17 protein-coding genes and 1 riboswitch are annotated in these 25,368 nt (G+C 46.9%); of the genes, 12 read left to right on the forward strand and 5 right to left on the reverse strand.

Features of this window, described 5'->3' with window-relative positions:
• Window positions 1-211 precede the first annotated feature (211 nt).
• Entirely contained in the window at window positions 212-1,990 is a 1,779-nt protein-coding gene (gene aspS / locus ACVA6Q_RS13100) for an aspartate--tRNA ligase (protein WP_446647812.1), read from the reverse strand.
• A gap of 268 nt (window positions 1,991-2,258) precedes the next feature.
• Here aspS and ACVA6Q_RS13105 point away from each other — a divergent pair, with 268 nt between their 5' ends.
• The 8 genes from ACVA6Q_RS13105 to ACVA6Q_RS13140 all read left to right on the forward strand — a co-directional run bounded on the left by ACVA6Q_RS13105 (window position 2,259) and on the right by ACVA6Q_RS13140 (window position 13,313).
• Entirely contained in the window at window positions 2,259-3,137 is an 879-nt protein-coding gene (locus ACVA6Q_RS13105; protein WP_446647813.1) for a DUF72 domain-containing protein, read from the forward strand.
• Between the two features lie 118 nt (window positions 3,138-3,255).
• Window positions 3,256-3,984 carry a carboxy-S-adenosyl-L-methionine synthase CmoA gene (gene cmoA / locus ACVA6Q_RS13110; RefSeq protein ID WP_353496554.1) on the forward strand — a complete coding sequence of 243 codons (729 nt, stop codon included), beginning with the start codon at window positions 3,256-3,258 and terminating at the stop codon, window positions 3,982-3,984.
• 71 nt (window positions 3,985-4,055) lie between these two features.
• Complete coding sequence (gene cmoB / locus ACVA6Q_RS13115; RefSeq protein WP_446647814.1) at window positions 4,056-5,033, forward strand: tRNA 5-methoxyuridine(34)/uridine 5-oxyacetic acid(34) synthase CmoB; 978 nt, start codon at window positions 4,056-4,058, stop codon at window positions 5,031-5,033.
• A 156-nt stretch (window positions 5,034-5,189) separates the two neighbouring features.
• Window positions 5,190-5,924: an ATP-dependent zinc protease family protein gene (locus tag ACVA6Q_RS13120; RefSeq protein ID WP_446647815.1), complete on the forward strand. Its 735-nt coding sequence runs from the start codon at window positions 5,190-5,192 to the stop codon at window positions 5,922-5,924.
• Between the two features lie 55 nt (window positions 5,925-5,979).
• Window positions 5,980-7,485 (forward strand): inactive transglutaminase family protein, encoded by a 1,506-nt coding sequence (locus ACVA6Q_RS13125; RefSeq protein ID WP_353496557.1) that lies wholly within the window; start codon window positions 5,980-5,982, stop codon window positions 7,483-7,485.
• Window positions 7,486-7,488: 3 nt separating this feature from the next.
• The gene (locus ACVA6Q_RS13130) at window positions 7,489-8,463 is read left to right on the forward strand and encodes an alpha-L-glutamate ligase-like protein (RefSeq protein ID WP_353496558.1); all 975 of its coding nucleotides are present in this window, start codon (window positions 7,489-7,491) and stop codon (window positions 8,461-8,463) included.
• Window positions 8,464-9,029: 566 nt separating this feature from the next.
• Complete coding sequence (locus ACVA6Q_RS13135; RefSeq protein ID WP_446647816.1) at window positions 9,030-10,175, forward strand: efflux RND transporter periplasmic adaptor subunit; 1,146 nt, start codon at window positions 9,030-9,032, stop codon at window positions 10,173-10,175.
• 3 nt (window positions 10,176-10,178) lie between these two features.
• Window positions 10,179-13,313, forward strand: a complete 3,135-nt coding sequence (locus tag ACVA6Q_RS13140; protein WP_446647817.1) for an efflux RND transporter permease subunit — start codon at window positions 10,179-10,181, stop codon at window positions 13,311-13,313.
• A gap of 121 nt (window positions 13,314-13,434) precedes the next feature.
• Here ACVA6Q_RS13140 and ACVA6Q_RS13145 read toward each other — a convergent pair whose 3' ends face one another.
• Window positions 13,435-15,552 carry a methyl-accepting chemotaxis protein gene (locus ACVA6Q_RS13145; RefSeq protein ID WP_446647818.1) on the reverse strand — a complete coding sequence of 706 codons (2,118 nt, stop codon included), beginning with the start codon at window positions 15,550-15,552 and terminating at the stop codon, window positions 13,435-13,437.
• A gap of 200 nt (window positions 15,553-15,752) precedes the next feature.
• Between ACVA6Q_RS13145 and xthA the strand changes: the two genes are divergently transcribed.
• The 4 genes from xthA to ACVA6Q_RS13165 all read left to right on the forward strand — a co-directional run bounded on the left by xthA (window position 15,753) and on the right by ACVA6Q_RS13165 (window position 22,849).
• Window positions 15,753-16,559 carry an exodeoxyribonuclease III gene (gene xthA / locus ACVA6Q_RS13150; protein WP_446647819.1) on the forward strand — a complete coding sequence of 269 codons (807 nt, stop codon included), beginning with the start codon at window positions 15,753-15,755 and terminating at the stop codon, window positions 16,557-16,559.
• Window positions 16,560-16,741: 182 nt separating this feature from the next.
• Window positions 16,742-18,439: a type I secretion system permease/ATPase gene (locus ACVA6Q_RS13155; protein WP_446647820.1), complete on the forward strand. Its 1,698-nt coding sequence runs from the start codon at window positions 16,742-16,744 to the stop codon at window positions 18,437-18,439.
• On the forward strand, window positions 18,432-19,775 hold the full coding sequence (locus tag ACVA6Q_RS13160) for an HlyD family type I secretion periplasmic adaptor subunit (protein WP_446647821.1): 1,344 nt from the start codon (window positions 18,432-18,434) through the stop codon (window positions 19,773-19,775). Before ACVA6Q_RS13155 ends, ACVA6Q_RS13160 begins: the two co-directional genes overlap by 8 nt.
• A 68-nt stretch (window positions 19,776-19,843) precedes the next feature.
• Window positions 19,844-19,927: riboswitch (cyclic di-GMP riboswitch) on the forward strand.
• Window positions 19,928-19,957: 30 nt separating this feature from the next.
• The gene (locus ACVA6Q_RS13165) at window positions 19,958-22,849 is read left to right on the forward strand and encodes a hypothetical protein (RefSeq protein ID WP_446647822.1); all 2,892 of its coding nucleotides are present in this window, start codon (window positions 19,958-19,960) and stop codon (window positions 22,847-22,849) included.
• A gap of 152 nt (window positions 22,850-23,001) precedes the next feature.
• On the opposite strand, the gene ACVA6Q_RS13170 is transcribed toward ACVA6Q_RS13165, so the two are convergent.
• The 3 genes from ACVA6Q_RS13170 to ACVA6Q_RS13180 form a co-directional block, all read right to left on the reverse strand.
• Window positions 23,002-23,682: an ABC transporter permease gene (locus ACVA6Q_RS13170; RefSeq protein ID WP_446647823.1), complete on the reverse strand. Its 681-nt coding sequence runs from the start codon at window positions 23,680-23,682 to the stop codon at window positions 23,002-23,004.
• Window positions 23,683-23,685: 3 nt separating this feature from the next.
• Complete coding sequence (locus tag ACVA6Q_RS13175) at window positions 23,686-24,426, reverse strand: ABC transporter permease (RefSeq protein WP_353496564.1); 741 nt, start codon at window positions 24,424-24,426, stop codon at window positions 23,686-23,688.
• 120 nt (window positions 24,427-24,546) lie between these two features.
• Entirely contained in the window at window positions 24,547-25,317 is a 771-nt protein-coding gene (locus ACVA6Q_RS13180; RefSeq protein ID WP_353496565.1) for an ABC transporter substrate-binding protein, read from the reverse strand.
• Window positions 25,318-25,368 lie beyond the last annotated feature (51 nt).

Here is a 25,368-nt window from a genome sequence, read left to right on the forward strand (position 1 = left end):
AGCTAAAAAGCTCGCTGCGCGTCGCTCGGCGATGTTACGTAGTAACGAGCCTGATGTTCTCCCCCTTAATAAGGGGGAGTTAGAGGGGGTGCTCTTGATCTTCTTGCTTTATTTCAATCAATAAGCAAGAAAAGAGCACCCCTCCCAGCCTCCCCTTATAAAGGGGAGGAGCTAAAGGCTCGCTGCGCATCGCCGCAACACACGAGAAAGATTAAGCGTCTTTCTTCTCTTTCGCTGCCGTTACTGCAATCGCTAGCTCTTCAAGTGCTGCTGGGTTTGCTGCGCTTGGTGCGTCTGTTAGTAGACATGCTGCTGCGGTTGTTTTCGGGAATGCGATAACGTCACGGATGTTCTCTGTACCACAAAGTAGCATCACTAGACGGTCAAGACCAAATGCTAGACCTGCGTGCGGTGGTGTACCGAACTTCAGTGCGTCTAGTAGGAATCCGAACTTCTCACGTTGCTCTTCTACATCGATACCAAGAATCTCGAATACCGCTGCTTGCATTTCTGCGTTGTGGATACGAACGCTGCCGCCGCCGACTTCATAGCCGTTTAGAACCATGTCGTATGCGTTAGAGTTTGCAGCTGCTGGATTCGCTTTTAGCTCTTCCGCCGTCATGCCAAGAGGAGACGTGAATGGGTGGTGCATTGCGTGCAGGTTACCCTCGCCATCTTCTTCGAACATTGGGAAGTCAACAACCCATAGTGGAGCCCACATAGACTCGTCCGTAAGCTCAAGATCTTTACCAATCTTAAGACGTAGCGCGCCCATTGCTTCTGCAACTGTGTTTGCTTTGTCTGCACCGAATAGGATGATGTCGCCAGATTCTGCGTCCGTACGCTCAAGAATACCATTGATCACATCGATGTTTAGGAACTTAGCGACTGGAGATTGGATACCTTCCATGCCAGCAGCACGGTCGTTAACCTTCATCCATGCTAGACCTTTCGCGCCGTAGATACCTACGTACTCAGCATAGCTGTCGATTTGCTTACGAGTCAGTTTAGCGCCGCCTGGTACACGGATAACCGCTACGCGACCTTTCTCGTCGTTTGCAGGACCTGAGAACACTTTGAACTCAACGTCTTTCAAAAGATCAGCAACGTCCACTAGCTCTAGTGGGTTACGTAGATCTGGCTTGTCGCTACCGAAACGACGAATCGCTTCAGAGAATGGCATCACTGGGAACTGACCTAGGTCTACGTTCAGTAGCTCTTGCCACATGTCGCGAACCATTTTTTCAGTTACTTCACGTACTTGGTCAGCCGACATGAATGATGTTTCGATATCGATCTGAGTGAATTCTGGTTGACGGTCAGCACGCAAGTCTTCATCACGGAAACACTTAACGATTTGGTAGTAACGATCAAAGCCAGACATCATCAGCAGCTGTTTGAATAGCTGTGGAGACTGTGGAAGTGCGTAGAACGAACCTTTGTGCACGCGGCTTGGTACTAGGTAGTCACGAGCACCTTCTGGCGTCGCTTTCGTTAGTACTGGCGTTTCGATGTCTAGGAAGCCGTTGTCATCTAGGAAACGACGAACAAAGCTTGATGCTTTAGCGCGCAGTTTAATACGATCGCTCATCTCTGGGCGACGTAGATCGATATAACGGTACTTCAGACGTTGCTCTTCAGTGTTCGTTTGGTTGAAGTCTAGAGGTAGCACGTCGCTACGGTTGATGATTTCAAGACCTTTTGCAAGGATCTCAACTTCACCTGTTGCCATGTCTTTGTTTACTTGGCTCTCTGGACGTACACGAACTTCACCAGTTAGCTTGATGCAGAATTCGTTACGAAGTTGGTTCGCTACTTCATAAGCATCCGCCATATCTGGATCAACAACAACCTGAACGATACCTTCACGATCTCGCATATCGATAAAGATAAGACCGCCTAAATCACGACGACGGTTTACCCAGCCGCACAGTTCTACAGTTTGTCCTGCAAGGGACTTGTTCAGGTGACCACAGTAATGGCTACGCATAATGAATTTCCCAATTTCCGATTGTTTATATGAAAACGTTTATATGAAATCTATATTGTGGGTGATGGCATGAAAAGTCGCCAATACTAAATCCACCCACAAAATCAAAGGTTCATTTATACTCGGAAAATCGTCTAAAATCGACCTAATTTGATAGAATTGTTGTGTTTAATTGCCTGTTGCTAAGCTAGAACACTTGAAACGGACAAAATATCAACAAATCCTATTCCTTATTGGCTTTTGTTGACTTGCATAGAAAGGATGAGAAATGAGTGAACCGACATTGCGACTTGGATTAACCATGTGGTCTCACAATGACTGGCAGCACTCTTTCTACGGAAAAGGTACTAAACCTGGGGAACGCTTAGAGCGCTACGCGTCTGTATTTGATACGGTCGAAGGCAACACAACGTTTTACGCCACACCAAGCGCGAAGACTGTCACCAGTTGGAATGATTCTACCTCTGATGCTTTCCGCTTTACCTTTAAACTTCCTAAATCGATTACTCATGAACGAATGCTCAACCAATGCCAAGATGAGCTTACTGCGTTCTTGCAGGTCATGGCACCTTTGCACCACAAAGTGGGTATGTGGACCATTCAACTGCCAAGTAAGTTTTCACCTGCCGATCTCCCTGCCCTGCAAGCGTTCTGCGCCAAGTTTCCATCTGAGATGAAACTTGGGGTTGAAGTGAGGCATTTAGGCTTTTTCAATAAATCCGAACAAGAGCGAGTCTTCAACCAATGGCTCATGGAGCATCACATCGACCGCATTATTATGGACTCTCGCCCCGTTTTTGCCGCGGCGCCTACCACCGCAGCGGTTATTGATGCTCACGACAAAAAGCCCAAAGTACCAGTGCATGCCATTGCCACAGCGGATCATCCAATGATCCGCTTTATTGGCCACCCTGATATGGAAGCTAACTTAGCGTTTTTTAAACCCTGGGAGAAGAAACTGGAACAGTGGATTGAACAAGGTAAGCAGCCCTATTTGATGATCCACACGCCTGACAATGTGGAAGCACCGGAACTGGCAATCAAGCTATATAAGGAGCTCAAAGCATCACTAGCCGGCAACATTACTTTAAGCGATAAACCGACCTTTCCTTGTCTTCGAGATGATCATCAAATCTCCATGTTTTAGTCGCTCTAAAACCCTACGACACCGCCTGTAAAAGCAATAATGACATTTCAGGTTAAATGACGTAAAATGCGCGCCTTTTTTATTGCGTCCGTCCGAATCGGCAATGGGGAATCTTAACATGCAGAATAAAGATACTATTTTCTCTGCTCCTATCGACAGAATTGGTGATTTCACCTTTGATGAGCGAGTAGCAGAAGTCTTTCCAGATATGATCCAGCGTAGCGTACCTGGCTACAGCAACATTATTTCTGCAATTGGTATGTTGGCAGAGCGCTTTGCTAAGCCACACTCCACTATTTACGATTTGGGTTGTTCACTTGGCGCGGCAACGCTATCCATGCGCCGTAATATCAGCCAAGAAGGCTGCCAGATCATTGCCGTTGATAACTCATCAGCGATGGTTGAGCGCTGTAAGTTGCACGTCAACGCCTACCGCTCAGACACGCCAGTTGCTGTTGTCGAGGCAGACATTCGCGATATTGAAATCAAAGATGCCTCTGTTGTGGTACTTAACTTTACCCTACAGTTTCTATCGCCAGACGATCGCCGGACGCTGCTTGAAAAAATCTACGCCGGTTTGCGCCCGGGCGGCATTCTAATTCTGTCTGAGAAGTATGTGTTTGAAGATGAGAACTCAAACGAGCTCCTTATCGACCTGCATCATGACTTCAAACGCGCCAACGGCTACAGCGAACTGGAAATCAGTCAAAAACGCAGTGCGATTGAAAATGTGATGCGTCCTGATTCAATCACAATGCACAAAGAGCGCTTTAAAGAGATCGGTTTCACCAGCTACGAAGTCTGGTTCCAATGCTTTAACTTCGGATCTATGTTCGCCATTAAGTAGTCTGCAATCTATAAATAACCTGCATACTATTTTTACCCTAGCTATTGTCACCCATTATTGTTGAGAGTTTCATGTTTAACTTTGCTAACTTTTATCAGCTCATCGCTCAAGATACCAAACTTCAGCCTTGGCTTAACATCCTGCCACAGCAACTCACCGACTGGCAGAATGCCGAGCACGGTGATTTTGACCGCTGGTTGCGTGCGCTCGCGAAGATTCCAACCGGTCAACCTGATAATGTTGAACTGAAATCGGAAGTGTCACTCGCGAACAATGAACCGCTTGCGATGGGTGAAATGAAGAAGCTAGAAAACCTGCTGCGCACCTTCCACCCGTGGCGTAAAGGCCCGTATCGCGTTCACGATATTCATATCGACACCGAGTGGCGCTCTGACTGGAAGTGGGATCGCGTATTACCGCACATTTCCCCACTTAAAAACCGTTCAGTATTGGATGTAGGCTGCGGCAATGGTTACCACATGTGGCGCATGCTAGGTGAAGGCGCGCGTCTTTGTGTGGGTATCGACCCTTCACATCTATTCCTAGTGCAATTTGAAGCAATTCGTAAGCTGATGGGCGACGACCAGCGTGCGCACCTTTTACCATTAGGTATCGAGCAGCTTCCGGAACTTCAAGCCTTTGATACGGTATTTAGCATGGGTGTTTTGTACCACCGCCGCTCTCCTCTTGATCATCTGATCCAATTGAAGAACCAGTTGGTCGCGGGCGGTGAGCTCGTATTAGAGACCTTAGTTATCGACGGTGATGAAAATGCCGTGCTTGTCCCCGTCGATCGCTACGCGCAAATGCGTAATGTGTACTTCTTCCCATCTGCGCGCGCGCTAAAAGTATGGTTAGAAAAAGTTGGCTTTGTGAATGTTCGTATTGTAGATGAAAACGTTACCTCTACAGAGGAGCAACGCACCACAGGTTGGATGACACATAATTCACTCCCTGAATACTTAGATCCTAACGACCCAAGCAAAACTGTCGAAGGGTATCCAGCACCTAGACGTGCTGTGTTAGTCGCTGAAAACCCAAACAAATAGTCTCAATCTTTGAGAAATTGTTGCCAAATACAGCAACTTTGACCGAGCTTTTATAAGTCTGACGCAGCTCTGACAATAGGGAGTATCGCACTCCCTATTGGTTACGATAAAATCCCTAGCCTTCCAGTTCCATTTTATTGTTTTTTAGGGTTTAAGATGTATAAACGCTTGGCATCTCTTGTCGCCATCGGCCTACTTTCGGGTTGTTCTACAGTCAATCACCAAGAACTTCATCAAAACACCATCAGCGCAATTCAAGAATCTGAAGCGCGCCTCGACAACAAACTGACTAACCTTACACTGCAGTTAAGCAACAACGCTGACTACATTGATAGCTTAGAAACCGAAGTCATCGCACTCACTAAAGAAGTCGAAGCTTTGAAGCAAGCACAACTTGGCGAAGACCAAGCTGAAAAGCAAAATAAGCCACTGCCAATTATCGCTCCTAAATCCTCCTCTTCTACTCCTGTTGTTTTAGGCTCCGTCGAACAAGTCCACCTCGATATACTCGACCGCAGTTTTGATGCGCGTGTGGATACCGGCGCGGTGACTTCTTCACTCAGTGCATCGGATATTCAAGCATTCGAAAGAGATGGTAAGCAGTGGGTAAAATTCAAACTTCTTGATGATAAGTCCCGCAAAGAAAATGATCGCTGGATAGAAGCGCCAGTAATTCGATATGTGAAAATTCGTCAGTCAACCAGTGAGAAAATGGAACGTAGAGCGGTGGTTGAACTTTGGATCCGTGTTGGAAAAATCCATGAAAAAGCTCAATTTACACTGGCAGATCGCTCACAAATGACCCACCCTATATTACTAGGAAGAGAATTTATCAAAGATATTGCTTTAGTTGATGTAAGTCAGCAATATATACTTTCATCTAACAAGTAGTTTTCTTTAAAATAACACCTCCTTCAGGGAAGCAATTACAATAATAAGGTTGTTTATGACTTCACGTATTCCATTTTTCCTATCTGTAGGATTACTCATTGCAGCGGGTATCGCGCTGAGTGTCATCAGACACGATACCTACGGCGTACCATGGACTCCAGGCGAAACTCGCCAAGTTTGGGACATTGAGGCTCGTGTCGAGTTTAATGCAATTGGTAAACCGGCCAAGGTTTCACTCGCGGCACCATACACTCAAGAAGGATTCACACTTATTGGTGAATCAGCCTCTTCTCCAGGTTACGGTGTCTCTTATGTCGATTCTGATGCAGGTCGCCGTGCAGAGTGGTCAATCCGCGAGGCACAAGGTCCGCAAACCATCTACTACAAAACCCAATTTCTTGTGGACGACCAAGCGCTGGCAAGCTCTACTCCTCCAGCGGAAGACGTGATTAAGCCAACCTTTGATGGCCCAGAAGAAGCTGCAGCTGTTGCCCTGATGGATCGCGCTCAATCTCGCTCCTCTGACAACATCACCTTCACACGCGAGCTTATCAAAGCACTGAACGATGGTGATAGCCAAAACTCTGCACTTATTCTTAACAACATGACCAAACTTCAAGCCGCTGCAAAACTGCTGGCGTTTGCTGAAGTACCAAGCAAGGTTGTGGGCGTTATCGAACTGGAAGATGGTCGTCGACGTCAATCTATTCAACAAATGTTGAGTGTGTGGGACGGTGCTAAGTGGCAAATCTTCTCTCCAGAATCCACAGAAGGTAAAAAACAAGCCAATCTGCTTGTTTGGGACGAATCTAACGTATCGCTACTTGATGTTGTTGGCGGTAAAGACAGTAAAGTTCACTTCACTATGATCGCTCAAGAGGTATCTCCTCAAGAAGCAACGAACAGTAAAGTGGATTCTGACGGTCTGTTGAACTTCTCAATTCATAGCCTGCCTCTTGAAGAGCAAGCCATGTTTAAAACCATCATGCTGATTCCAATCGGCGCGCTGATTGTCGTGTTCCTACGTATTCTGATTGGTCTAAAGACCTCTGGTACCTTCATGCCGGTACTGATTGCGGTGGCGTTCGTACAAACTCAGCTAGTAACCGGTATTGTTGGTTTCCTATTGATTGTCGGTACGGGTCTGGTAATTCGTAGCTATCTATCCAAGCTCAATCTGTTGCTCGTCGCTCGGATATCCGCGGTAATCATTACCGTAATCTTGATTATCTCTGTCTTTACGGTTGTCGCATTTAAGATTGGTCTGACAGAAGGTCTATCCATTACCTTCTTCCCAATGATTATCCTTTCTTGGACAATCGAACGTATGTCTATCCTTTGGGAAGAAGAGGGAGCGAAGGAAGTTGTGTTGCAAGGTGGTGGTTCGCTACTCACAGCGGTACTTGTCTACCTAGCGATGACCAACCCTTACATTCAGCACCTAACGTTTAACTTTATCGGTCTGCAGCTGGTTATCCTTGGCGGTATCTTGCTACTAGGTACTTACACAGGTTACCGACTCACTGAACTGCGTCGCTTTAAACCACTGACGGAGGACTAATCTATGCTTGGAAAGCTAACCAGTCCTTTTAAGCTTCGTGATCGCGGCATCATGGGTATGAACCAACGTAACCATGGTTATATCGGTAAATACAACGACCGCTCAAAGTATCCACTTGTGGATGACAAGCTAAAAACCAAAATCATTGCAGAGAAAGCTGGCGCGACAACGCCAGCTCTAATCGGCGTCGTTAACAACCAAGCGGAAGCAAAACACATCCATGCTATGGTTAAAGATTGGCCCGGCTTTGTGATTAAGCCAGCGCAAGGCAGTGGTGGTAAAGGCATTTTGGTGATAGTGAGCCACAAGGATGGCGTTTACACTAAGCCCTCTGGTGCGACTATTAACAAAGAAGATGTAGAGCGTCATATCAGTAACACTCTTGCAGGTCTGTTCTCACTTGGTGGTAAGAACGATGTTGCCGTGGTTGAAAACCTGATTAAGTTTGACGACTGCTTTGATGGCTTTAGTTATGAAGGTGTGCCAGACGTTCGTATTATTGTATTCCAGGGCTACCCTGTTATGGCGATGATGCGTTTGTCTACTTCAGCCTCTGACGGCAAAGCGAACCTTCACCAAGGCGCTGTCGGTGTAGGTATCGACATTGCGACCGGTAAAGCAGTGCGTGCGGTACAGTTTGACCGCCCTGTCACCCTTCACCCTGATACAGGCAAAGAGCTTGCAACACTCGCCGTTCCTCATTGGAAACGACTGCTCACGCTTGCCTCTAGCGCGTATGAAATGACAGGCCTAGGTTACATGGGAACGGACATGGTTCTCGATAAAGAAGAAGGTCCAATGGTACTTGAGCTTAACGCGCGTCCAGGACTTGCGATTCAAATTGCTAACGGCTGTGGTATTTTGCCAAGGCTACAGCACATCGAGTCATTGGGTACGCCAAATCCCTTTGAATATCCTAGTCCAGAAGAACGTGTCGAGTACGCAGCGAAAATGTTCGGTCACGCCGAAGACGCTTAAACGAACTCGTCAATCTGCTCGTCAATCTGAAAGCATCTACAAAGCGCTCCTCACCCTGAGCGCTTTGTTTTTTCTATAAAGTGCTATCAAAAACCTTGTCCTAAAACATTAGCCACTTCTAAACCCTGGCGATCAAGCTCACACTTTCTATTCGCCCCCTCAAAACTATTCCAAACAATTCAAATAGAAATATAAATCAATGAATTCAGTTAGTTAGCCAAATTAAGTCAAAAATACCAAAACCATTCACATTCACCACTTCAATTCCAGCTTTTATAAAACCTCTCATCGCAACGACATTACCACGACAATTCAGATACTTAACTAACAATTAGACTGTTTTAGTACTGCGTATCTCCTTAACATCCGTGTCGTGACGTTTTTTCGATATAAATTGATATTTGTATCATTTCACTCAGTGGCTTAGGTCTTTGCGTCTAGGATGCTCGCGCCTAAATGATGCAATAAAACCATCACTGTTTCGCAAACTTCGGGGGCTATAGCCAAAAGCGGTGCTCATCAATCGCCCACTTTTACTGCCCCGGGTTTGCACGTCGGAGATCTTTATGACCAAAACCGCAATAAGCACCGCCCTCTCGCTTTCACTTCTTTTTCTTTCTGGATGTGGTGCTGAACAAAATACCGATTTACTGCCGTCTTCTGTTGAAGTCAGCACCGTCGCTGTCACTCACAGCGATGTGTTTCCAACGACTGAATATGTTGGCCGAACTCGTGCTCCTGAAGATGTACAAATTCGCCCATTGGTTTCTGGTCGATTGATCACAAAAGCGGTCGCGGAAGGTGCGGACGTGAAAAAAGGTGAGCTTTTATACGAACTCGACCCACAGCCATTTCAAGTACGTTTAAATGCCGCCAAAGCCGAACTTGCTATAACAAAAGCGAAAATGCTCCAGGCGCAGCGCACACTGCAGCGCGCCGTCAAGCTTTATAAAGAAGGCTCTCTTTCTCCTCTTGAGTTCGAAGAAGTCGAGCTAGAAGAAACCACTTCCATTGCTGCATTTGAGATCGCTAAATCTGAGTTCGATAACGCGCAGCTTGAACTGAACTGGACCAAGATCTACAGCCCTATCGATGGCCGTGTCAGCAATTCTGTTTACAGCATCGGTGACATTGTGACACCAGAAGGCCAACCACTGACGACCGTGGTTAAGCTCGATACCACTTGGGTGAATATCGCAGTAAACGAAACCTCGGGTCTTGCTGAGTTTCAAGAAGCCATGCTACTTGATGAAAAACACGCTAGCGACTTTGAAGTGCACTTGAAACTCGCGAACGGTGCAACCTATCCATACCTTGGCCAAGTCGGCTTCGTCGATAACCGTGTGGACGTTGAAACCGGCACCATCACGGTTCGCCTTAATTTCCCGAACCCGGACTTACTGCTACTGCCAGGCCAATACGTCACTGTTGAAGTCGTCGATGACTCACTCACGCCACTGTCCGTACCAAGCGAATCGGTTCAGTTCGACCAAGGAGGTCACTTTGTCTATGTTGTCGATAGCAAAAACCTTATCGAAAAGCGCTATATCAAGTGGTACCAGCAACTAGACGCAGTTTTCCTTGTAGAATCTGGTGTCGAAGCGGGAGAGCAGGTTGTAAGCGAAGGTTTGCAAAAAATAAAACCTGGCTCAAGCGTATCTACCAACATTACTGATAGCTCGACTGTAGCTAGCGCAACAACTGAGGGCTAACGCATGGTTGAGTATTTCATTCGTCGCCCTAAGTTTGCCATTGTACTGAGCATCATCATGACCATTATTGGTCTAATTGCGCTGCTCAAGGCACCGGTCGAACAGTACCCTAACGTTGCCCCACCGGAGATCGAAGTCTCCACCGAATTTACCGGAGCAAACGCCGAAGTACTGCGTGACACGGTTGCAACTGAAATTGAGAAAGAAGTCAACGGTGTAGAGGGCATGATATACATGCGCTCTAAATCTGCCAGTGATGGAAACTACATTCTCACAGTTGCGTTCGAAGTGGGCTTTGATGCTGACAAAGCGCAAATTCTAGTTCAGAACCGCGTTAACCGCGCTATGGCAAAACTTCCGGAGGAAGTGAAACGCTCTGGTGTTAAAGTTGAAAAGACCGCGTCTAACATCATGATGGCTGTGATGGTGCACTCACCTGACCAATCCAAAGATGGCCTGTTCCTCAACAACTACGCCAACATGAACATCAAAGACGAGCTGGCACGTGTTAATGGCGTGTCTAAGGTTCGCAATATTGGTGACATGGAATACGCAATGCGTATTTGGCTCGATCCAATGAAGATGGCAAGTCTTGGCATTGTGCCAGAAGACGTCGCTAGTGCGATTGGTGAGCAAAACGTGATTCGCCCTGCAGGTAGCGTTGGCGCAGCGCCTTACGCCACTGAAACTTCACCGTTCCAAATGGTGGTGCGCACAGAAGGCCGCCTTCGCCATAAACAGCAATTTGAAGACATTGTCGTCAAAGCCGATACCTCAGGTAAGCTGGTTCGCATCTCCGACCTTGGACGCGTAGAGCTTGGCTCACAGCAGTACATTGTAAAAGCCATGTACGACCAGTCAGATGCTGCCTTACTCGCCATCTATCAAGCGCCTGGCGCCAACGCACTAGAGATATCGGAAGGCATTTACGCCAAGATGGAAGAGCTCAAATCGCGCTTCCCCCAAGGTATTGATTACCAAATTCCATATAACCAAACCGAGTTTGTTAAAGTATCCATCGCCGAAGTTATGGAAACGCTTGTGATTGCCATTATCTTGGTGACCGCAGTGACTTACATTTTTCTACAAGATTGGCGTACGACTATCATCCCTGTGATTGCCATTCCTGTTTCGGTTATTGCGACATTTGCGGTTATGCAAGCGATGGGCATGTCAATGAACATGCTAACACTGCTGGGCTTGGTACTTTCTATTGGTGCAGTGGTGGATGCTGCGATCATCGTCGTGGAAAACGTTGAGCGCTTGATGGCAGAAGAAGATCTTTCTGCCATGGATGCCACTATCAAAGCGATGCAAGAAGTCACAGGGCCTATCCTGGCCTCTGCCTTAGTGCTGTTCGCGGTATTTGGTCCCGTGACTATGATGCCAGGACTGACTGGTCAGCTTTATCAGCAGTTTGGTATTACGCTTTCGGTCTCGATTGCGATTTCTACTGTCAACGCTCTTACGTTGACGCCTGCACTTGCCGCAATTTTGATGCGTCCGGGCGGTCCTAAACCGGGCAAATGGTTGCAAGCCTTCAACAAATATTTAGATAAGGCAACGACAGGGCTTGGTAACAGCGTCACGCTGATGATTAAGCGACTCACACTTAGCATGATTGGCTTTGGCGTAATGATCATTGCCATTGTGCTTATGGGCTATAAGATGCCAAGCGGCTTCTTACCCGATGAGGACTCCGGCAACTTCTTTGTCAATATTGAGCTGCCTCAAGCAGCTTCACTGGCGCGTACCGAGCAGATCACCCGTGATGCCATTGAGATGGTTCTTCAAGAACAAGGCGTAGCAAGCGTGGTATCTGCGCCGGGCTTTAGCTTGCTTGGCAACGCAGCGGCTTCGAACTCTGCAATGATGATCGTTAACCTCGACCACTGGTCTGAGCGTACCGATGCCAACTTGCACATGAAAGCCATCATGGGACGAGTACAGGACAAGCTCAACCAAATCAAAAATGCCGATATCATTAGCTTCTTCGCGCCGCCAATTCCCGCGCTTGGTATGAACTCTGGCTTCGAAATGCGCCTTGAAGATACCTTGGGGCGCTCTCCTGCAGAGCTTGCCGCTGTAGGCGATGAATTAATGGCGAAAGCGATGGCACATCCAGCTATTGATTTTACTTACACCATGTTCCGCGCTAACACGCCACAAGTTGAGGTAAAGCTGAAACGAGACAAAATCAAATCGACCAATGTGGATTTGCAATCAGTCTACATGACGCTTCAAACCTACCTTGGTGGTTTGTATGTGAACGATTTCACTGAGTTTGGTCGTAACTATAAGGTGTTCTTGCAGTCGGAAGCACAAAGCCGCTCAGACAGCAGTGACATCTCTAGCTACTACGTGCGCTCAAACGATGGAAAAATGGTGCCGCTCAACTCGCTTATCGAGATCAGCAATGTGCTAGGTGCTGAAGCGGTAGAGCGTTTCAACCTCTACAGTTCAATGATGATTAATGGCGTCGCAGCGCCAGGATACAGCTCAGGTCAGGCAGTGGCGGCAATGGCAAGTATTGCGGATAGCTCCTTACCTAGTGGTTACAAGTACGATTGGTCCGGCTTAACCTATCAAGAGCAAAAAGCAGGCAACGCAGCACCGATTATGTTTGGTATGGCGATGCTGTTTACCTTCCTGTTCTTGGTGGCGCAATATGAGTCGTGGGTGACGCCACTCGCGATTATTCTTTGTGTGCCGACCGCCGTTTTTGGCGCTCTGTTCCACACTTGGATTATGGGCGGTGACATCAATATCTACACCCAAGTAGGCTTAGTACTCATGGTTGGTATGGCAAGTCGAAATGCGATATTGATTGTCGAATTTGCCAAAGAGCTACGTGAAACTAAGGGAGTATCGATTGTCCATGCTGCCGTCTCTGCGACTAAACTGCGTTTTCGTGCGGTGTTGATGACAGCCTTCTCATTCATTTTAGGTGTCGTGCCTTTGGTGATTGCGACAGGCGCTGGTGACGGTGCTCGCCGTGCGGTCGGCTACAGTACTTTTGGCGGCATGCTGGCGGCAACGGTACTAGGCTGCTTGGTTGTGCCTGTTGTGTGGGTCATGCTTCAGCGTATGCGTGAACGATTTGGCAAGGTGAACACCCAAGCAGAGAAAGCGGCATAACCACAACAAGCTAATTGACGCCCCTACTCTCAATCATAAAAAAGGCGCACTCCTAAAGAAGTGCGCCTTTTATGTTTTGCTTATTTTAGGACGAGACAGATTATCCTGTCACAGGCTGTATTTACACTTTGAACTGATTCATCAATGATTGCTGTGTATCCGACAGCGTATTGATCTCTTGTCCAACCTTTTCCGCTTCACCGGCGTTTTCAAGGATCTTAGCACTCAAATCACGAATGTTACTTACGTTTTGGTTAACCTCACTCGATACCGATTGCTGCTCTTCCGCAGCGCGAACGATTTGTGAGTTCATGTCGTTGATGGCAGAGATCGACTCGAAAATGCGGCTCAGTGCAGATACCGCTTGCTGTACATGATTGGATGTTGAGTCAGCAAGGTTGGAGCTCTCTTGCATCGCAGCAACCACATCTGCCGTGCCTTTTTGAACGCGCTCGATGACTTGCTGAATTTCGCCTACCGAGTCTTGGGTACGACTTGCAAGGCTACGAACCTCATCAGCAACAACAGCAAAACCACGCCCCTGCTCACCAGCACGTGCAGCTTCGATAGCAGCATTAAGTGCAAGTAGGTTGGTTTGTTCAGAAATGCCTTCAATCACCGCCAAAATCTCGGTGATATTGGCGTTATTTTTGGCAAGCTCTTCCACTACTGGCACAGTCACTTTCATCTGCTCAACCAAACGAACCATTTCGCTCGCTGATAGCTCCGCCACTTCTTGACCTTGACTTGCCGATTCGTTGGCTGTTGATGCCGCTTCTACCGCCACTTCCGCATTTTGGACCACCAACGCGGCTGTTTGCGTCATCTCTTCTGATGCGGTTGCGACTAGGTCTACTTCGCGGAACTGAGCTTCGCTGCTCTCTCTTGTTGCGATTGCGGTTTGGTTCGCTGATTCAGCAGTGCCACTGATTTTCTCCGTGGTCACGGCCACTTGCTGGATTGTGGTTTGCAGTTTGGCTAGAAACGCATTGAATTGTTTCGCTAGTTGGCCAATTTCGTCTTGTGATTTCACATCCAAACGTTGGGTAAGATCGCCTTCACCGCTGGCAATATCCTCTAGACGAGTAACCACTTCGCGGATCGGTTTCACCAGACGCGATGACATCACGCTGATGATAATAAGACCGATGAGGACGAAACCTGCCCCTACTATGACCTCAAATACAATGCCATCACTTAACTGCTGAGAAATAATACTATCGAGTGTAATCGCATCGTAAAGCACACTATCACGTGGCATATCAAAGAAAACGCCCCAAGTTTGGTTGGCAATACTCACCGGGCTAAATACGGTCAACCATTGATTGTCCGCACTCCACAGTGTCTCAGCTTGCTCACCAAACATTAGGTCAGTAATTTGATCTGCGCTTAGCACCTGGCTTTGGTAACGCGAGCCTACGGCTACATCCGTATTATCACTGGCAATGACGCTTTCATCCAAACTGATAATGTTGACATGCCCACTGCCATTGAACAGGCTAGAATCCGAATCAAGCACCGTTTTCGCCAGCTGTGTTAGCTGCAAATCAATACCCAAAAAGCCAATCACTTGGTTATCAACGTCAATAGGCAGTGACAAAGAAGAAGTCAGATGCTGGGCTTCACCCACTTGGGTAAGCCTAGGTGTGCTCACACACGCAGCGCCACTTGCTAATGGGCAGTAAAAACGCTCGGCATTTTCCATCGCGTTTTGAATCTGTTTAGTTAGCACCGTACGGACTGCGTTTTCACCCGTTGCAGCAATTTGCCAATACGTCGCAAACTGACCGATTTCGTTGGAACCTACGTAATCGGCTCCCTCATAGTTGCTGTCCTCGCCGTCGAGTTGATTTGGCTTAAATACCAAGTACGCGCCTTGTATGGAGGAAAACTGAATCACGGCCTGACGTACCATCTCATCCAGTGCCACTCGCAAGTCTTCACTTGGCAAGAAGTTCTCTTCAGCGTTGAACTTTTGAAACTTGGCGTTCGCAATGAGCATTTCGGCTCGGTAGACCGCTTCATCGAAGTAGGCTTTAACCTCGCGAGCGTTGATCTCAGCTTGCGCTTCTAACAGTGCCTGCGATTTCTCAGAAACTGACTGTGAGCTCATAGCTTGAATCGACTGCTGGCTATTAACGGCGTTATAAAGTGAAAAGCCAATTAAGGCGATAGAGGTGAACAGCAAGCATAAGCCTGCTAGTACCGTGATTTTCCACTGCACGGAGAGAGTTCGCATAGTACATCCTTTTTGCAAACGGGGGGCATGTATTGTTTTTATATCGACCAACGGTCTTATTTATTGAGCGTTTTATTACATCATTTTTACATCTTTAGCTCAACCTAGATATTGCTGTCTTTAAAGTAATTCGATGGATGTGTTTGAGCCAGAATGCTAGTATTTTGCTTTCGATTCAAAAATCACAGGATTAGTGAGAAATGAAAGTCATCAGCTTTAATATCAATGGTCTGCGCGCAAGACTGCATCAACTGCAAGCCCTAATTGACAAGCATCAGCCAGATGTCATCGGTCTTCAAGAAATCAAAGTTCACGATGAAGCCTTCCCAGTCGAAGCCGTTGAAGAGATGGGCTACAAAGTTTACTTTCACGGTCAAAAAGCACACTACGGTGTGGCTATGCTTTGCAAGAAAGAGCCTATTTCGGTGCAAAAAGGTTTTCCAACCGATAACGAAGACCATCAGAAGCGTATGATCATGGCGACGTTTGAGGATGAGAATGGTGAGAAAGTCACGGTACTTAACGGCTACTTCCCTCAAGGCGATAACATCGCTCACGAGACTAAGTACCCTTACAAGCGTGAGTTCTACCAAGATCTTATGAAATACCTGAACGAGTACCACAACAACGATGAGCAAGTCATCGTGATGGGTGACATTAACATCAGCCCAATCGACCTTGATATTGGTATCGGTGAGCCTAACCGTAAGCGTTGGCTGAAAACAGGCAAGTGTTCATTCCAACCGGAAGAGCGTGAGTGGCTAAAAACGCTACTTGATTGGGGCTTCGTGGACACCTTCCGTCAACTTCACCCAGATGCAGACGACAAGTTCTCATGGTTTGATTACCGCTCTCGCGGCTTTGATGACAATCGCGGTCTTCGCATTGATGTAGTTTTAGCAACACCAAGCCTTGCAGCAAAGTGTGTGGAAGCGGACATCGATTACGAGCTACGCGGCATTGAAAAGCCGTCTGATCACGCGCCGATTTGGTCTACGTTTAAGTGACCCCCTTTCTAACTGCTGAATATTGTTGATTTTAGTCATTAACTTGGATATTGAGCGGTTTATTACTAGACTACATTAGTATCTCATAATCTAAACTTAAACCCGATGTCTCATTGATGAGACATCGGGTTTCGTCTCGTCGCCTATACTGACAATTCAATCAATTCAGTCAGCAGTAAGCAATGGAACGAACTAAAACATGGAAGTCGATCAGCCCCTTTTCGGTTCGAATTTTGGGGCCCATGACAATCGTCAGCGCCGCGATAAACGTACTTATGCTGGTCGTACCTATATACAGCCTACAAGTATTTGATCGCGTACTCTCAAGTAGGAGTGTCGATACGCTCATCCTCCTCACTGGTATCGCCATATTTCTACTTGTATCCCAAGCTTTACTGGACGCACTCCGACAAAAATACTCGCAAAAAAAAGCACTCATTTTTGAAAGTGAAAGCACCCAGCTTTTGTATTCGTCAGGGGTCGGAACTCGACAAAGCATGTCGCGATATACGTTCAACGACATTGCTGAAGTCAGGGCTCTTCTTATGTCTCCTGCCTATTTTGTAATTTTTGATTTGCCTTGGACACCTCTATTTTTACTGGTTATGTTTTTCCTCCACCCCGTCATAGGGTTGGTTGGCCTCGTTGCAGTTATCACCATTCTGTGTGTAGCGTTGTTGTCTTATTGGTTAAAGAAGAAACACTTCGACAATGCTCACTTAACGCAATTAGCGACCAATCAAAAAGTGGACGAAATGGTCGTCAAACAAAACACCATTCTCTCTCAACACGCTGGTTCAGGTCTTGAAAGCGTCTTTCTACCAGTGTTGGCAGAAAAGCTCTGGTTTCGAAACAAGCTTGACCAAACCGCCATCAACCTAACATCCATTACGAAACTGGTTCGCATGGCCCTTCAACTTGCGATTATGGGTATTGGTGCAGCGCTCGTTATTAACAATGCTATGAGCGCTGGTGGAATGATCGCTGGTTCGATTTTAATGGCAAGAGCATTACAACCTATTGAACAGCTAACCTCTGGTTTACTTGGTTGGAAAACTGGACTCGCCGCGAACAAAAGACTTAAAGACGTATTCATTCATTCAACTCAAGCGCTGGAGCGCACAACGCTTCCGAACATCACAGGACAGTTACAATTCGACAACGTAAGTTGGGCACCTGCTCAGCATCACGGAGAGCCTCTTTTAAAACAGATAAAACTACGATTAGAGCCAGGTAACCGTGTCGCTATCATAGGGCCTAGTGGTTCAGGGAAAACCACATTGTGTCAGCTTATCGCTGCCATTCATGAACCTATTTCCGGGCGAGTTTGCATCGACAACTTAAACGTTCTGCATTGGAACAGTGACCAATTTAAACACACGGTCGGATACCTACCACAGCAGATCCAGTTCTTACGCGGTACTATCAAACAGAACATCGCCCACTTTGATGCCAACGCCACAGACACACAGGTCGTCAAGGCTGCCATGAAAGCAGGCATACACGATAGCATTCTCAAAATGCCAAACAGTTATGAAACAGTCATTGGAGATAATGGGCATGCATTGTCTGGTGGCCAAGCTCAAAAATTGGCCTTGGCTAGAGCCCTATGTTTCAATCCTAAGCTTTTAGTGCTTGACGAACCTAATTCACATATGGACAAAGAGGGTGAAGAGTTCTTGGTTCACACCCTTTCACGCTGCCCTGAAAATGACGTTGCCGTGGTAATGGTTACGCATCAGCCCCATTTACTGCGCCATGTTGACTGGGTTGTTGAGCTAAACAATGGACAAATTGCTAGCGCCTCAGAAGCAAGCAAAGCACTGCGTTCGATGATGAACGTGAACACGGCTAAAAAACAGGAGGCGTCCAATGTCTAACACGCCATTCACTCAACATCGCATTACCTATGAAGACGGTCGCTCTCTGTCATTAAGCACTTCAACAATCATCAGCCTCGCCACACTCACCCTTGTTGTTATGCTCGGTGGTTTTTTTGCTTGGGCAGCCTTGTCACCTTTAAGTTCAGCTGCCATCGCACCGGGCGTGGTTATTGTTGAATCAAAGCGAAAGCCAGTGCAGCACTTCGAAGGCGGAATCGTTGAAGAAGTCCACGTGCGAGATGGGGATTCAGTAAAAACTGGCGATTTACTCATTACGTTAAGCCCAACACGAGCAGAAGCATCCCTTTATCGACTACGAGCTCAGTGGCAGAGCGATCTAGCCCGTCTCAACCGTTTACAATCAGAGCTTGCGTCCCATCCTGAAATCCAGTTCGACCAAAGACTGCTTTCCAGGGCTCAAACCGATGAAATAGCAACCATACTCCAGACCCAAATCCGTCTATTTGAAAAGCGCCTCGCCCTACGACAAGGTGAAATAGATATTCTTCAAGAAAAGGTGGAGCAAGCCAAATTAGAAAAGCAAGGTTTGGAACAGCGTTACCAGGCCGGGCGCTCTAGTCTCGTCTATTTAACCGAACAAGTTACCATGCACCAACAACTACTCGAGTCAGGTAACACTTCAAAATCTCGCTACCTTGACTTACAGAGAGAGCTGTCTCAATTAAAAGGACAAACAGCGGAGTTACGCTCTCAGATTGGACGCTCAAACAGGCGGATTTCTGAGGCAAGTATGGAACTGACCAACTTTGACTATACCTATGCCAAAACTCTCGGCGAAGAAATACAAGATCTGCAGCAAAAGCTTAATGAAACCAGAGAGGCAATGATCAATGCCCAAGATGTATTAGAGCGGGTAGAAATACGGGCGCCTCAGGGCGGCGTTGTCGTTGGACTAACCGTCGTCTCCAACAACGCTATTGTCCCAGCTGGTGAAACTCTGATGGAAATCGTTCCACAGGAAGACGAGTTAATCGTCGAGGCTCTCGTGAAACCTGAAGATATAGAAGCGTTACACATCGGTCTCGATACGCAAATCAGACTCACTGCGTATAGTTTTAGAAAAACGCCTCCAATTTCAGGGAAACTCATTCATATTTCTGCGGATCGCATTAGTGATCAAGCAACGGGCTCCTCTGCTTATTTAGCAAGAGTCACCTTGAATCAGTCCGACTTGGAAAGACTAAGTGCCGATGTCGTGCTCTACCCCGGCATGCCCGCTGAGGTCATGATCTTGCTATCAGAACAAACCCCCTTGGATTATTTAGTCAATCCGTTGGCGGTAACTTCATACAACGCTATGCGCGAAATGTAGGTTAACGATAGGAGACAGATAAAGAAATAGGAACGTTATTAACAACGACACAGTTAGCAACAATCTTTGGATGACAAAGCCAAACTTATCGTGAGGTAAGGACGGAAAGCTGCAGGTCTCATGGATGATCCAGAGATGGCTGGGCTACCTCTATGTATCGAATGATATATGAGGAAAAAATAATGGCAGACGTAAATGTAACAAACACCACTGCTGATACCGCGGGCACACTTGTTGATGGACCTACCCAAAGCAATGGTTCACGAGACGTAGATAATAATCTAACGGAAATCGGCACGAATAATCTAGAAGTTCGAGCAGGTAAAGGTGACGACATAGTCGAAGTTGGCTCTGGTGACGATTTTATTGCCGCCGGTCGCGGCTCTGACACCATCAAAGCTGGCGCAGGTAATGATGTAATCGAAGCTTGGAATCATACACTTGATGCCGGAGATGAAGTAGGTACAAATCGTGATACAAGCGCAGCGAGACAAAAAGATGTCGATGCCCTCGGTGAAGACTGTGTTGACGATATTGTTGTCGCCGGAGCTGGCAATGATTACGTCGAAGGCGGAGCGAACAACGACATCATTTATGGTGATAGAGCAAAGGGGCAACATGAGTTCGGCGATGAGCTGATTCAAAATGGCGATTTTAGTGCTCCTGCTGACGGTCCAGGCTCATGGGCAACGTACAGTGCTATCGATGGCTGGGAAGCCGAAGTGGGAAGCATCGAAATACAGGAACAATTACACGGAGGCGTGCCCTCCGATGGATATGGGGGGGAAGTTGCAGATGGCAATTTTCTAGAACTTGACTCTCATGGCGCCAATTCTAATTCGACCGTTTCACAAACGGTAACCCTATCAGAGGCCGGAACTTTTCTTTTAGCGTTCAGCTTTGCTAATAGACTTAAAGGTGAAACTAACGACACAAGTCCATTCCAAGTTCTTATTGACGATGAAGTTGTTTATGACAGCGACAATACTTCTACCAGCTGGGAAACCGCATCCCTCACCCTAGACCTTGGTGAAGGCGACCACGTTCTAAGTTTTAAGGCAACAGGAGACCAAGATACCTTTGGTGCATTAATTGATAACGTTTCGCTCAAACAATATTTAACCAACGATGTCTTGATCGGCGATAATGGTCCAGACCCGGAGTCTGCCGGGAATGACATCATTCGTGGAGGGAAAGGCGCAGACGTTATCATAGGTGATAACTTTGAGGCGCTTTCGTTCAATGAAGACGATGGTCAATTTGAATTAGCAGAGCCAACAACCTCCGTCGATCTATCAACAGATTCGACCGCCTACAATCCAGATGGTAGTTTCGGCGACGTTGATACTGGCAATGCCAAATCGGGAGGCACTGGCTATGGCGTAGAAGGGGCTGGGGAAAGTGGAGTTCTTGCCCAGATAGGCTTCAGTTATGACAGCAATACTGGCCAAGGTTCATCGGAGATGTTCTCTGTTTGCTTAGATGAACACTCAATGGTGGCTAAGGTTGGTATTTCTAATCTGTACTTGAATGAGGGTGATAATGGTGTCGATGAGACCGGTCATTGGGCAGCATTTAGAGAAGGCATACTGGTCGCTGAGGGTGATTTTACCGCTAGTGATTTGTTGGATAATGACAACAACAGTGGCTATCTGAACATAGGCCCGAATGATACTGGCTTTAAAGCATTTGATGAGCTTCAATTTACTGCTGTTGGTCCGGCATATGACAAAGGAGGGAACGAAAACGCCGACTCCAGCGACTATTACGTGACTTCCGTTACAACTGATGGATTAACCGGCGACGGCACCGATATGCTTTATGGCGGCCGCGGAGACGATGTTATTTTGGGCGGTGACAACAACGATCACATTACCTACAACTCAGGGAATGGTACCTATGATGTCAGTGGTTTTACTGGCACGTTGGATTTAGATATCGTCAACACCCTTGATGGCACAAACGCTTCTGCTGGCTGGGATAGCTCATTTGGTTACTTTAGCTTAGACAGTGACGGTAACTTAATAAAAGCAGAGGTGCTTGTTAAGAGCGTAAAAACCGCTCAAGACAATGGAGTAAGCGATGCGACGATCAATGTCGACTCTGGCTGCGGCGATCATACCATCGGGTTCTTCATTATTCCGGACGGTGGAAATAACAACGCTGTCCAACAAGGGGATCTTTTGGTCGGAGATGTGGATACTTTTACTACCAATGGTGACAATAACGATGGACTAATCGATACAACCACAGCGGGTGTTAGTGCGGCTATTGGTAAAATCTCCGACTCCGTCCGCCACCTTGATGATGGTACAGTCAAAGCAACTAGCGGAGCCAACGAAAACGTCGTACACCAATTCTGGAATGACAACTCCCATCCAGGCTCAGGCTACACAGACCAAGACTTTAATGATGTGTTAGTTAAAATCACATCCTCCCCAGCACAAGAGCTTCTAAAAGGCGGCAAAGGCGACGATTGGTTAGATGGTGGCGATGGTGCCGATGTTCTCAAAGGTGGTAAGGGTGACGACGTCATTGTTGGCGGTGGTGGCGCAGATGAAATCCGCGGCGGTGCTGGCAACGACACTATCGCTTATGATGCGAACGATACCCTAATTCATGGTGGCAAGGGATTTGACGTTCTCGTCGCCAGTGACAAAGATATGCTCGGAGACCCTAGCGATGCCGAGCCTGAGGGCGTCAACATTGATATGACCAAAGGAGAAAGTATCAATGGCATTGAGGCTGTCATAGGAACCACAGGCGAAGACACATTGTCCCTATCACTTGGAAAAACCTTTAATCAGAACTGGGATTTAGAAGGTGAACGAGCAAAAGGTAGTGATAATCAAGCTGAGTTCTATGCGATTGGTGTCGAGAATATAAATTTACATAATCAAGGTTATAGTCAAGTTGGTGTCGGAGTAGCGGCCTCGCTAGATGATGACATGCTCGAAAAGCTCGGGTTAGATGGAACTGAAGCGATTACCGCGTACACCTTTACCAAGGGGGGAGGTAAAGAGGTGATCATCTACACAGACGCTTCGTTTGACGGCGATTTTGGAATTGCCTAACTAGATTTGTTAAACGTAAAGAGCGCCTAAAAGGCGCTCTTTCTTTCTCTAGCCTATAAACCTAATGCTAGGTTGATGGCACAAAAAAAACTAGTTATTGCGTTAGCACCCACTGAGGGTTCTACGATGCCAACATATTCCATGTTCAGTCATTAAGACGAAAGCGGTCTCAAGTACGCTAAAAAACGCTTCTCTGCTTTCTTAAAGCACCAAAGAATAATAAACGTCAGTGCCATGTAGAACATTCCCGCCGCCAAGAACGACTCAAATGGCGCGTAGTAACGAGAGTTTACCAAGCGAGCAGCGCCGGTAAGATCCATGATTGTCACAATACCCGCCACGGCCGAGCCGTGAAGCATGAAGATCACTTCGTTACTGTAAGCAGGAAGTGCACGTCTTAATGCCGATGGCAAAATGATGCGGCGATATGTTTTCCAACTGCTCATGCCATACGCTTTTGCCGCTTCAACTTCACCACGTGGTAAGCCGTTAATGGCACCACGGATAATTTCCGCCGTGTAAGCAGAGGTATTAAGAACAAATGCCACCAGCGCACAGAACCAAGCATGTTCCCAAAGGGTATCTTTCACTGGGAAGAATTGGTCCATACCATAATAAATCAGGTAAAGCTGAACCAGCAGCGGCGTGCCACGGAAGAAGTAGATAAAGCCCCATGAAGGCAAACTTAACAAGTAATTGTCGCTGTTACGTGCTATCGCAAGTGGGATGGCAACACACAAGCCAATGACAAGTGCTGATAGCACCAGCCAAACTGTGGTCCAAAGGCCATCAAAATAGATAGGCAAGCTGTCGATAATCAGAGAAAAGTCCATAGCCTACCTCACGTGAATACTAAATTTGCGCTCAACCAATTTTAGAAATCCGGTAGAGACACTTGTGAAGATTAAGAAGATGATGGCAACGGCCATGTAGAACGTAAACGGCATCTTCGTGGTACCGGCCGCGAGCGAACTCACACGCACCATGTCTTCAAGACCAATGATCGAGACTAGCGCTGTGGTTTTAAGTAGTACCAGCCAGTTGTTACCAAAACCTGGTAAGGCATGGCGAATCATCTGCGGCAGTAGAATGCGTCGAAAGGCCAGTGTGGAGCTCATGCCATAGGCTTTTGCTGCTTCCAGTTCACCTTTGTCCACAGCCATGATCGCACCGCGGAAGGTTTCTGCCATGTAGGCGCCAAAAATGAAGCCAATAGTCAGAACGCCGGCGATGAAAGGCGACACATCAATATAATCTGGAAGATACGATGTCCACTCATGGTTAGGGTCGCTTGAAGCAAACCACTCATTCAACCACTCGTTTGTCGCATACAAACTGTTGTTGAGAAGAATTTGTCCGCCGAAGAAAATCAGCATCATAAGTACGAGGTCTGGAATGCCTCGGATGATAGTCGTGTAAAGGGTCGCAATCGCACGCGCCCATTTGTAAGGTGCCATCTTAGCAAGCGCACCTAACATACCCAGCACCATAGCGAGAATCAGTGACAATAATGCCACTTCTATGGTGAGTACGGCCCCTTTTAGTATTGAGGCTTCATATCCTTGTAAATCGAGCATAGTTCCTTCCAACAGCACAGCAAAATTGTTGGTCAGTCTTACCAAAAGGCCTGTGACTCGCCCTTTAGTAAAAAGGGCTTGAGACTAGCTCAAGCCCTCGTCTTTTGTTAAACAGTCTGATTATTGACCGTAAACATCGTAGTTGAAGTACTTAGATGCAATCTCGTCGTACTTACCGCTAGCGCGTAGAGAAGTGATTGCAGCGTCAAGTTGCTTCGTTAGGTCTTTGTCTTGCTTACGTACCGCAATACCCATACCTTCACCGAACCACTTAGCGTCAGTTAGAGATGGACCTACGAACTCATAAGCTTCACCGCCATCTTTGTTGATCACGCCTTCTTCTAGAGCAGAGGCGTCACCCAGTACCGCGACGATACGACCGTTAGCAAGGTCTAGGTAAGCTTCGTCAAATGAACCGTAACGTACGATTTCTACTTGATCGCCATAGTTGTCTGTTAGGTACTTGTCGTGCGTTGTTGCACGTTGTACACCAATTTTCGCGCCGCTAAGGTTGTCGAAGTTAAGACCTGCGCCTTTTTTAGCAATGAATTTGTTCGGGATTTGAGCGTATTTACCAGTGAAGTCAATTTTCTTCTTACGCTCTTCAGTAATAGACATCGCAGCAATGATTGCGTCGTATTTACGAGCAAGTAGTGAAGGAATGATGCCATCCCAATCTTGAGGAACGATAACACACTTCGCTTTTAGCTCTTCACAAAGCGCGTTAGCCATATCAACGTCGAAACCTTTTAAAGAACCATCGGCTTCAGTCCAGCTAAATGGAGGATACGCACCTTCGATACCAAAGCGCACAGTTTTCCATTCCTTAGCTTGTGCTACTCCAGTTGCAGCTGTTGCAGCCAGTGCTGCTACCATTAACCACTTTTTCATTTCCATACTCCTGTGATTGAAATTTTTGTTTTTGTGTTGTGTTTTTATCGA

The organism is Vibrio sp. DNB22_10_4, from assembly GCF_052879755.1.

Excerpts from the sequence above, each read along its gene's own strand:
- aspS (WP_446647812.1), bottom strand. The coding sequence starts at position 1,990 with ATGCGTAGCCATTACTGTGGTCACCTGAACAAGTCCCTTGCAGGACAA.
- ACVA6Q_RS13105 (WP_446647813.1), top strand. The coding sequence starts at position 2,259 with ATGAGTGAACCGACATTGCGACTTGGATTAACCATGTGGTCTCACAAT.
- cmoA (WP_353496554.1), top strand. The coding sequence starts at position 3,256 with ATGCAGAATAAAGATACTATTTTCTCTGCTCCTATCGACAGAATTGGT.
- cmoB (WP_446647814.1), top strand. The coding sequence starts at position 4,056 with ATGTTTAACTTTGCTAACTTTTATCAGCTCATCGCTCAAGATACCAAA.
- ACVA6Q_RS13120 (WP_446647815.1), top strand. The coding sequence starts at position 5,190 with ATGTATAAACGCTTGGCATCTCTTGTCGCCATCGGCCTACTTTCGGGT.
- ACVA6Q_RS13125 (WP_353496557.1), top strand. The coding sequence starts at position 5,980 with ATGACTTCACGTATTCCATTTTTCCTATCTGTAGGATTACTCATTGCA.
- ACVA6Q_RS13130 (WP_353496558.1), top strand. The coding sequence starts at position 7,489 with ATGCTTGGAAAGCTAACCAGTCCTTTTAAGCTTCGTGATCGCGGCATC.
- ACVA6Q_RS13135 (WP_446647816.1), top strand. The coding sequence starts at position 9,030 with ATGACCAAAACCGCAATAAGCACCGCCCTCTCGCTTTCACTTCTTTTT.
- ACVA6Q_RS13140 (WP_446647817.1), top strand. The coding sequence starts at position 10,179 with ATGGTTGAGTATTTCATTCGTCGCCCTAAGTTTGCCATTGTACTGAGC.
- ACVA6Q_RS13145 (WP_446647818.1), bottom strand. The coding sequence starts at position 15,552 with ATGCGAACTCTCTCCGTGCAGTGGAAAATCACGGTACTAGCAGGCTTA.
- xthA (WP_446647819.1), top strand. The coding sequence starts at position 15,753 with ATGAAAGTCATCAGCTTTAATATCAATGGTCTGCGCGCAAGACTGCAT.
- ACVA6Q_RS13155 (WP_446647820.1), top strand. The coding sequence starts at position 16,742 with ATGGAACGAACTAAAACATGGAAGTCGATCAGCCCCTTTTCGGTTCGA.
- ACVA6Q_RS13160 (WP_446647821.1), top strand. The coding sequence starts at position 18,432 with ATGTCTAACACGCCATTCACTCAACATCGCATTACCTATGAAGACGGT.
- ACVA6Q_RS13165 (WP_446647822.1), top strand. The coding sequence starts at position 19,958 with ATGGCAGACGTAAATGTAACAAACACCACTGCTGATACCGCGGGCACA.
- ACVA6Q_RS13170 (WP_446647823.1), bottom strand. The coding sequence starts at position 23,682 with ATGGACTTTTCTCTGATTATCGACAGCTTGCCTATCTATTTTGATGGC.
- ACVA6Q_RS13175 (WP_353496564.1), bottom strand. The coding sequence starts at position 24,426 with ATGCTCGATTTACAAGGATATGAAGCCTCAATACTAAAAGGGGCCGTA.
- ACVA6Q_RS13180 (WP_353496565.1), bottom strand. The coding sequence starts at position 25,317 with ATGAAAAAGTGGTTAATGGTAGCAGCACTGGCTGCAACAGCTGCAACT.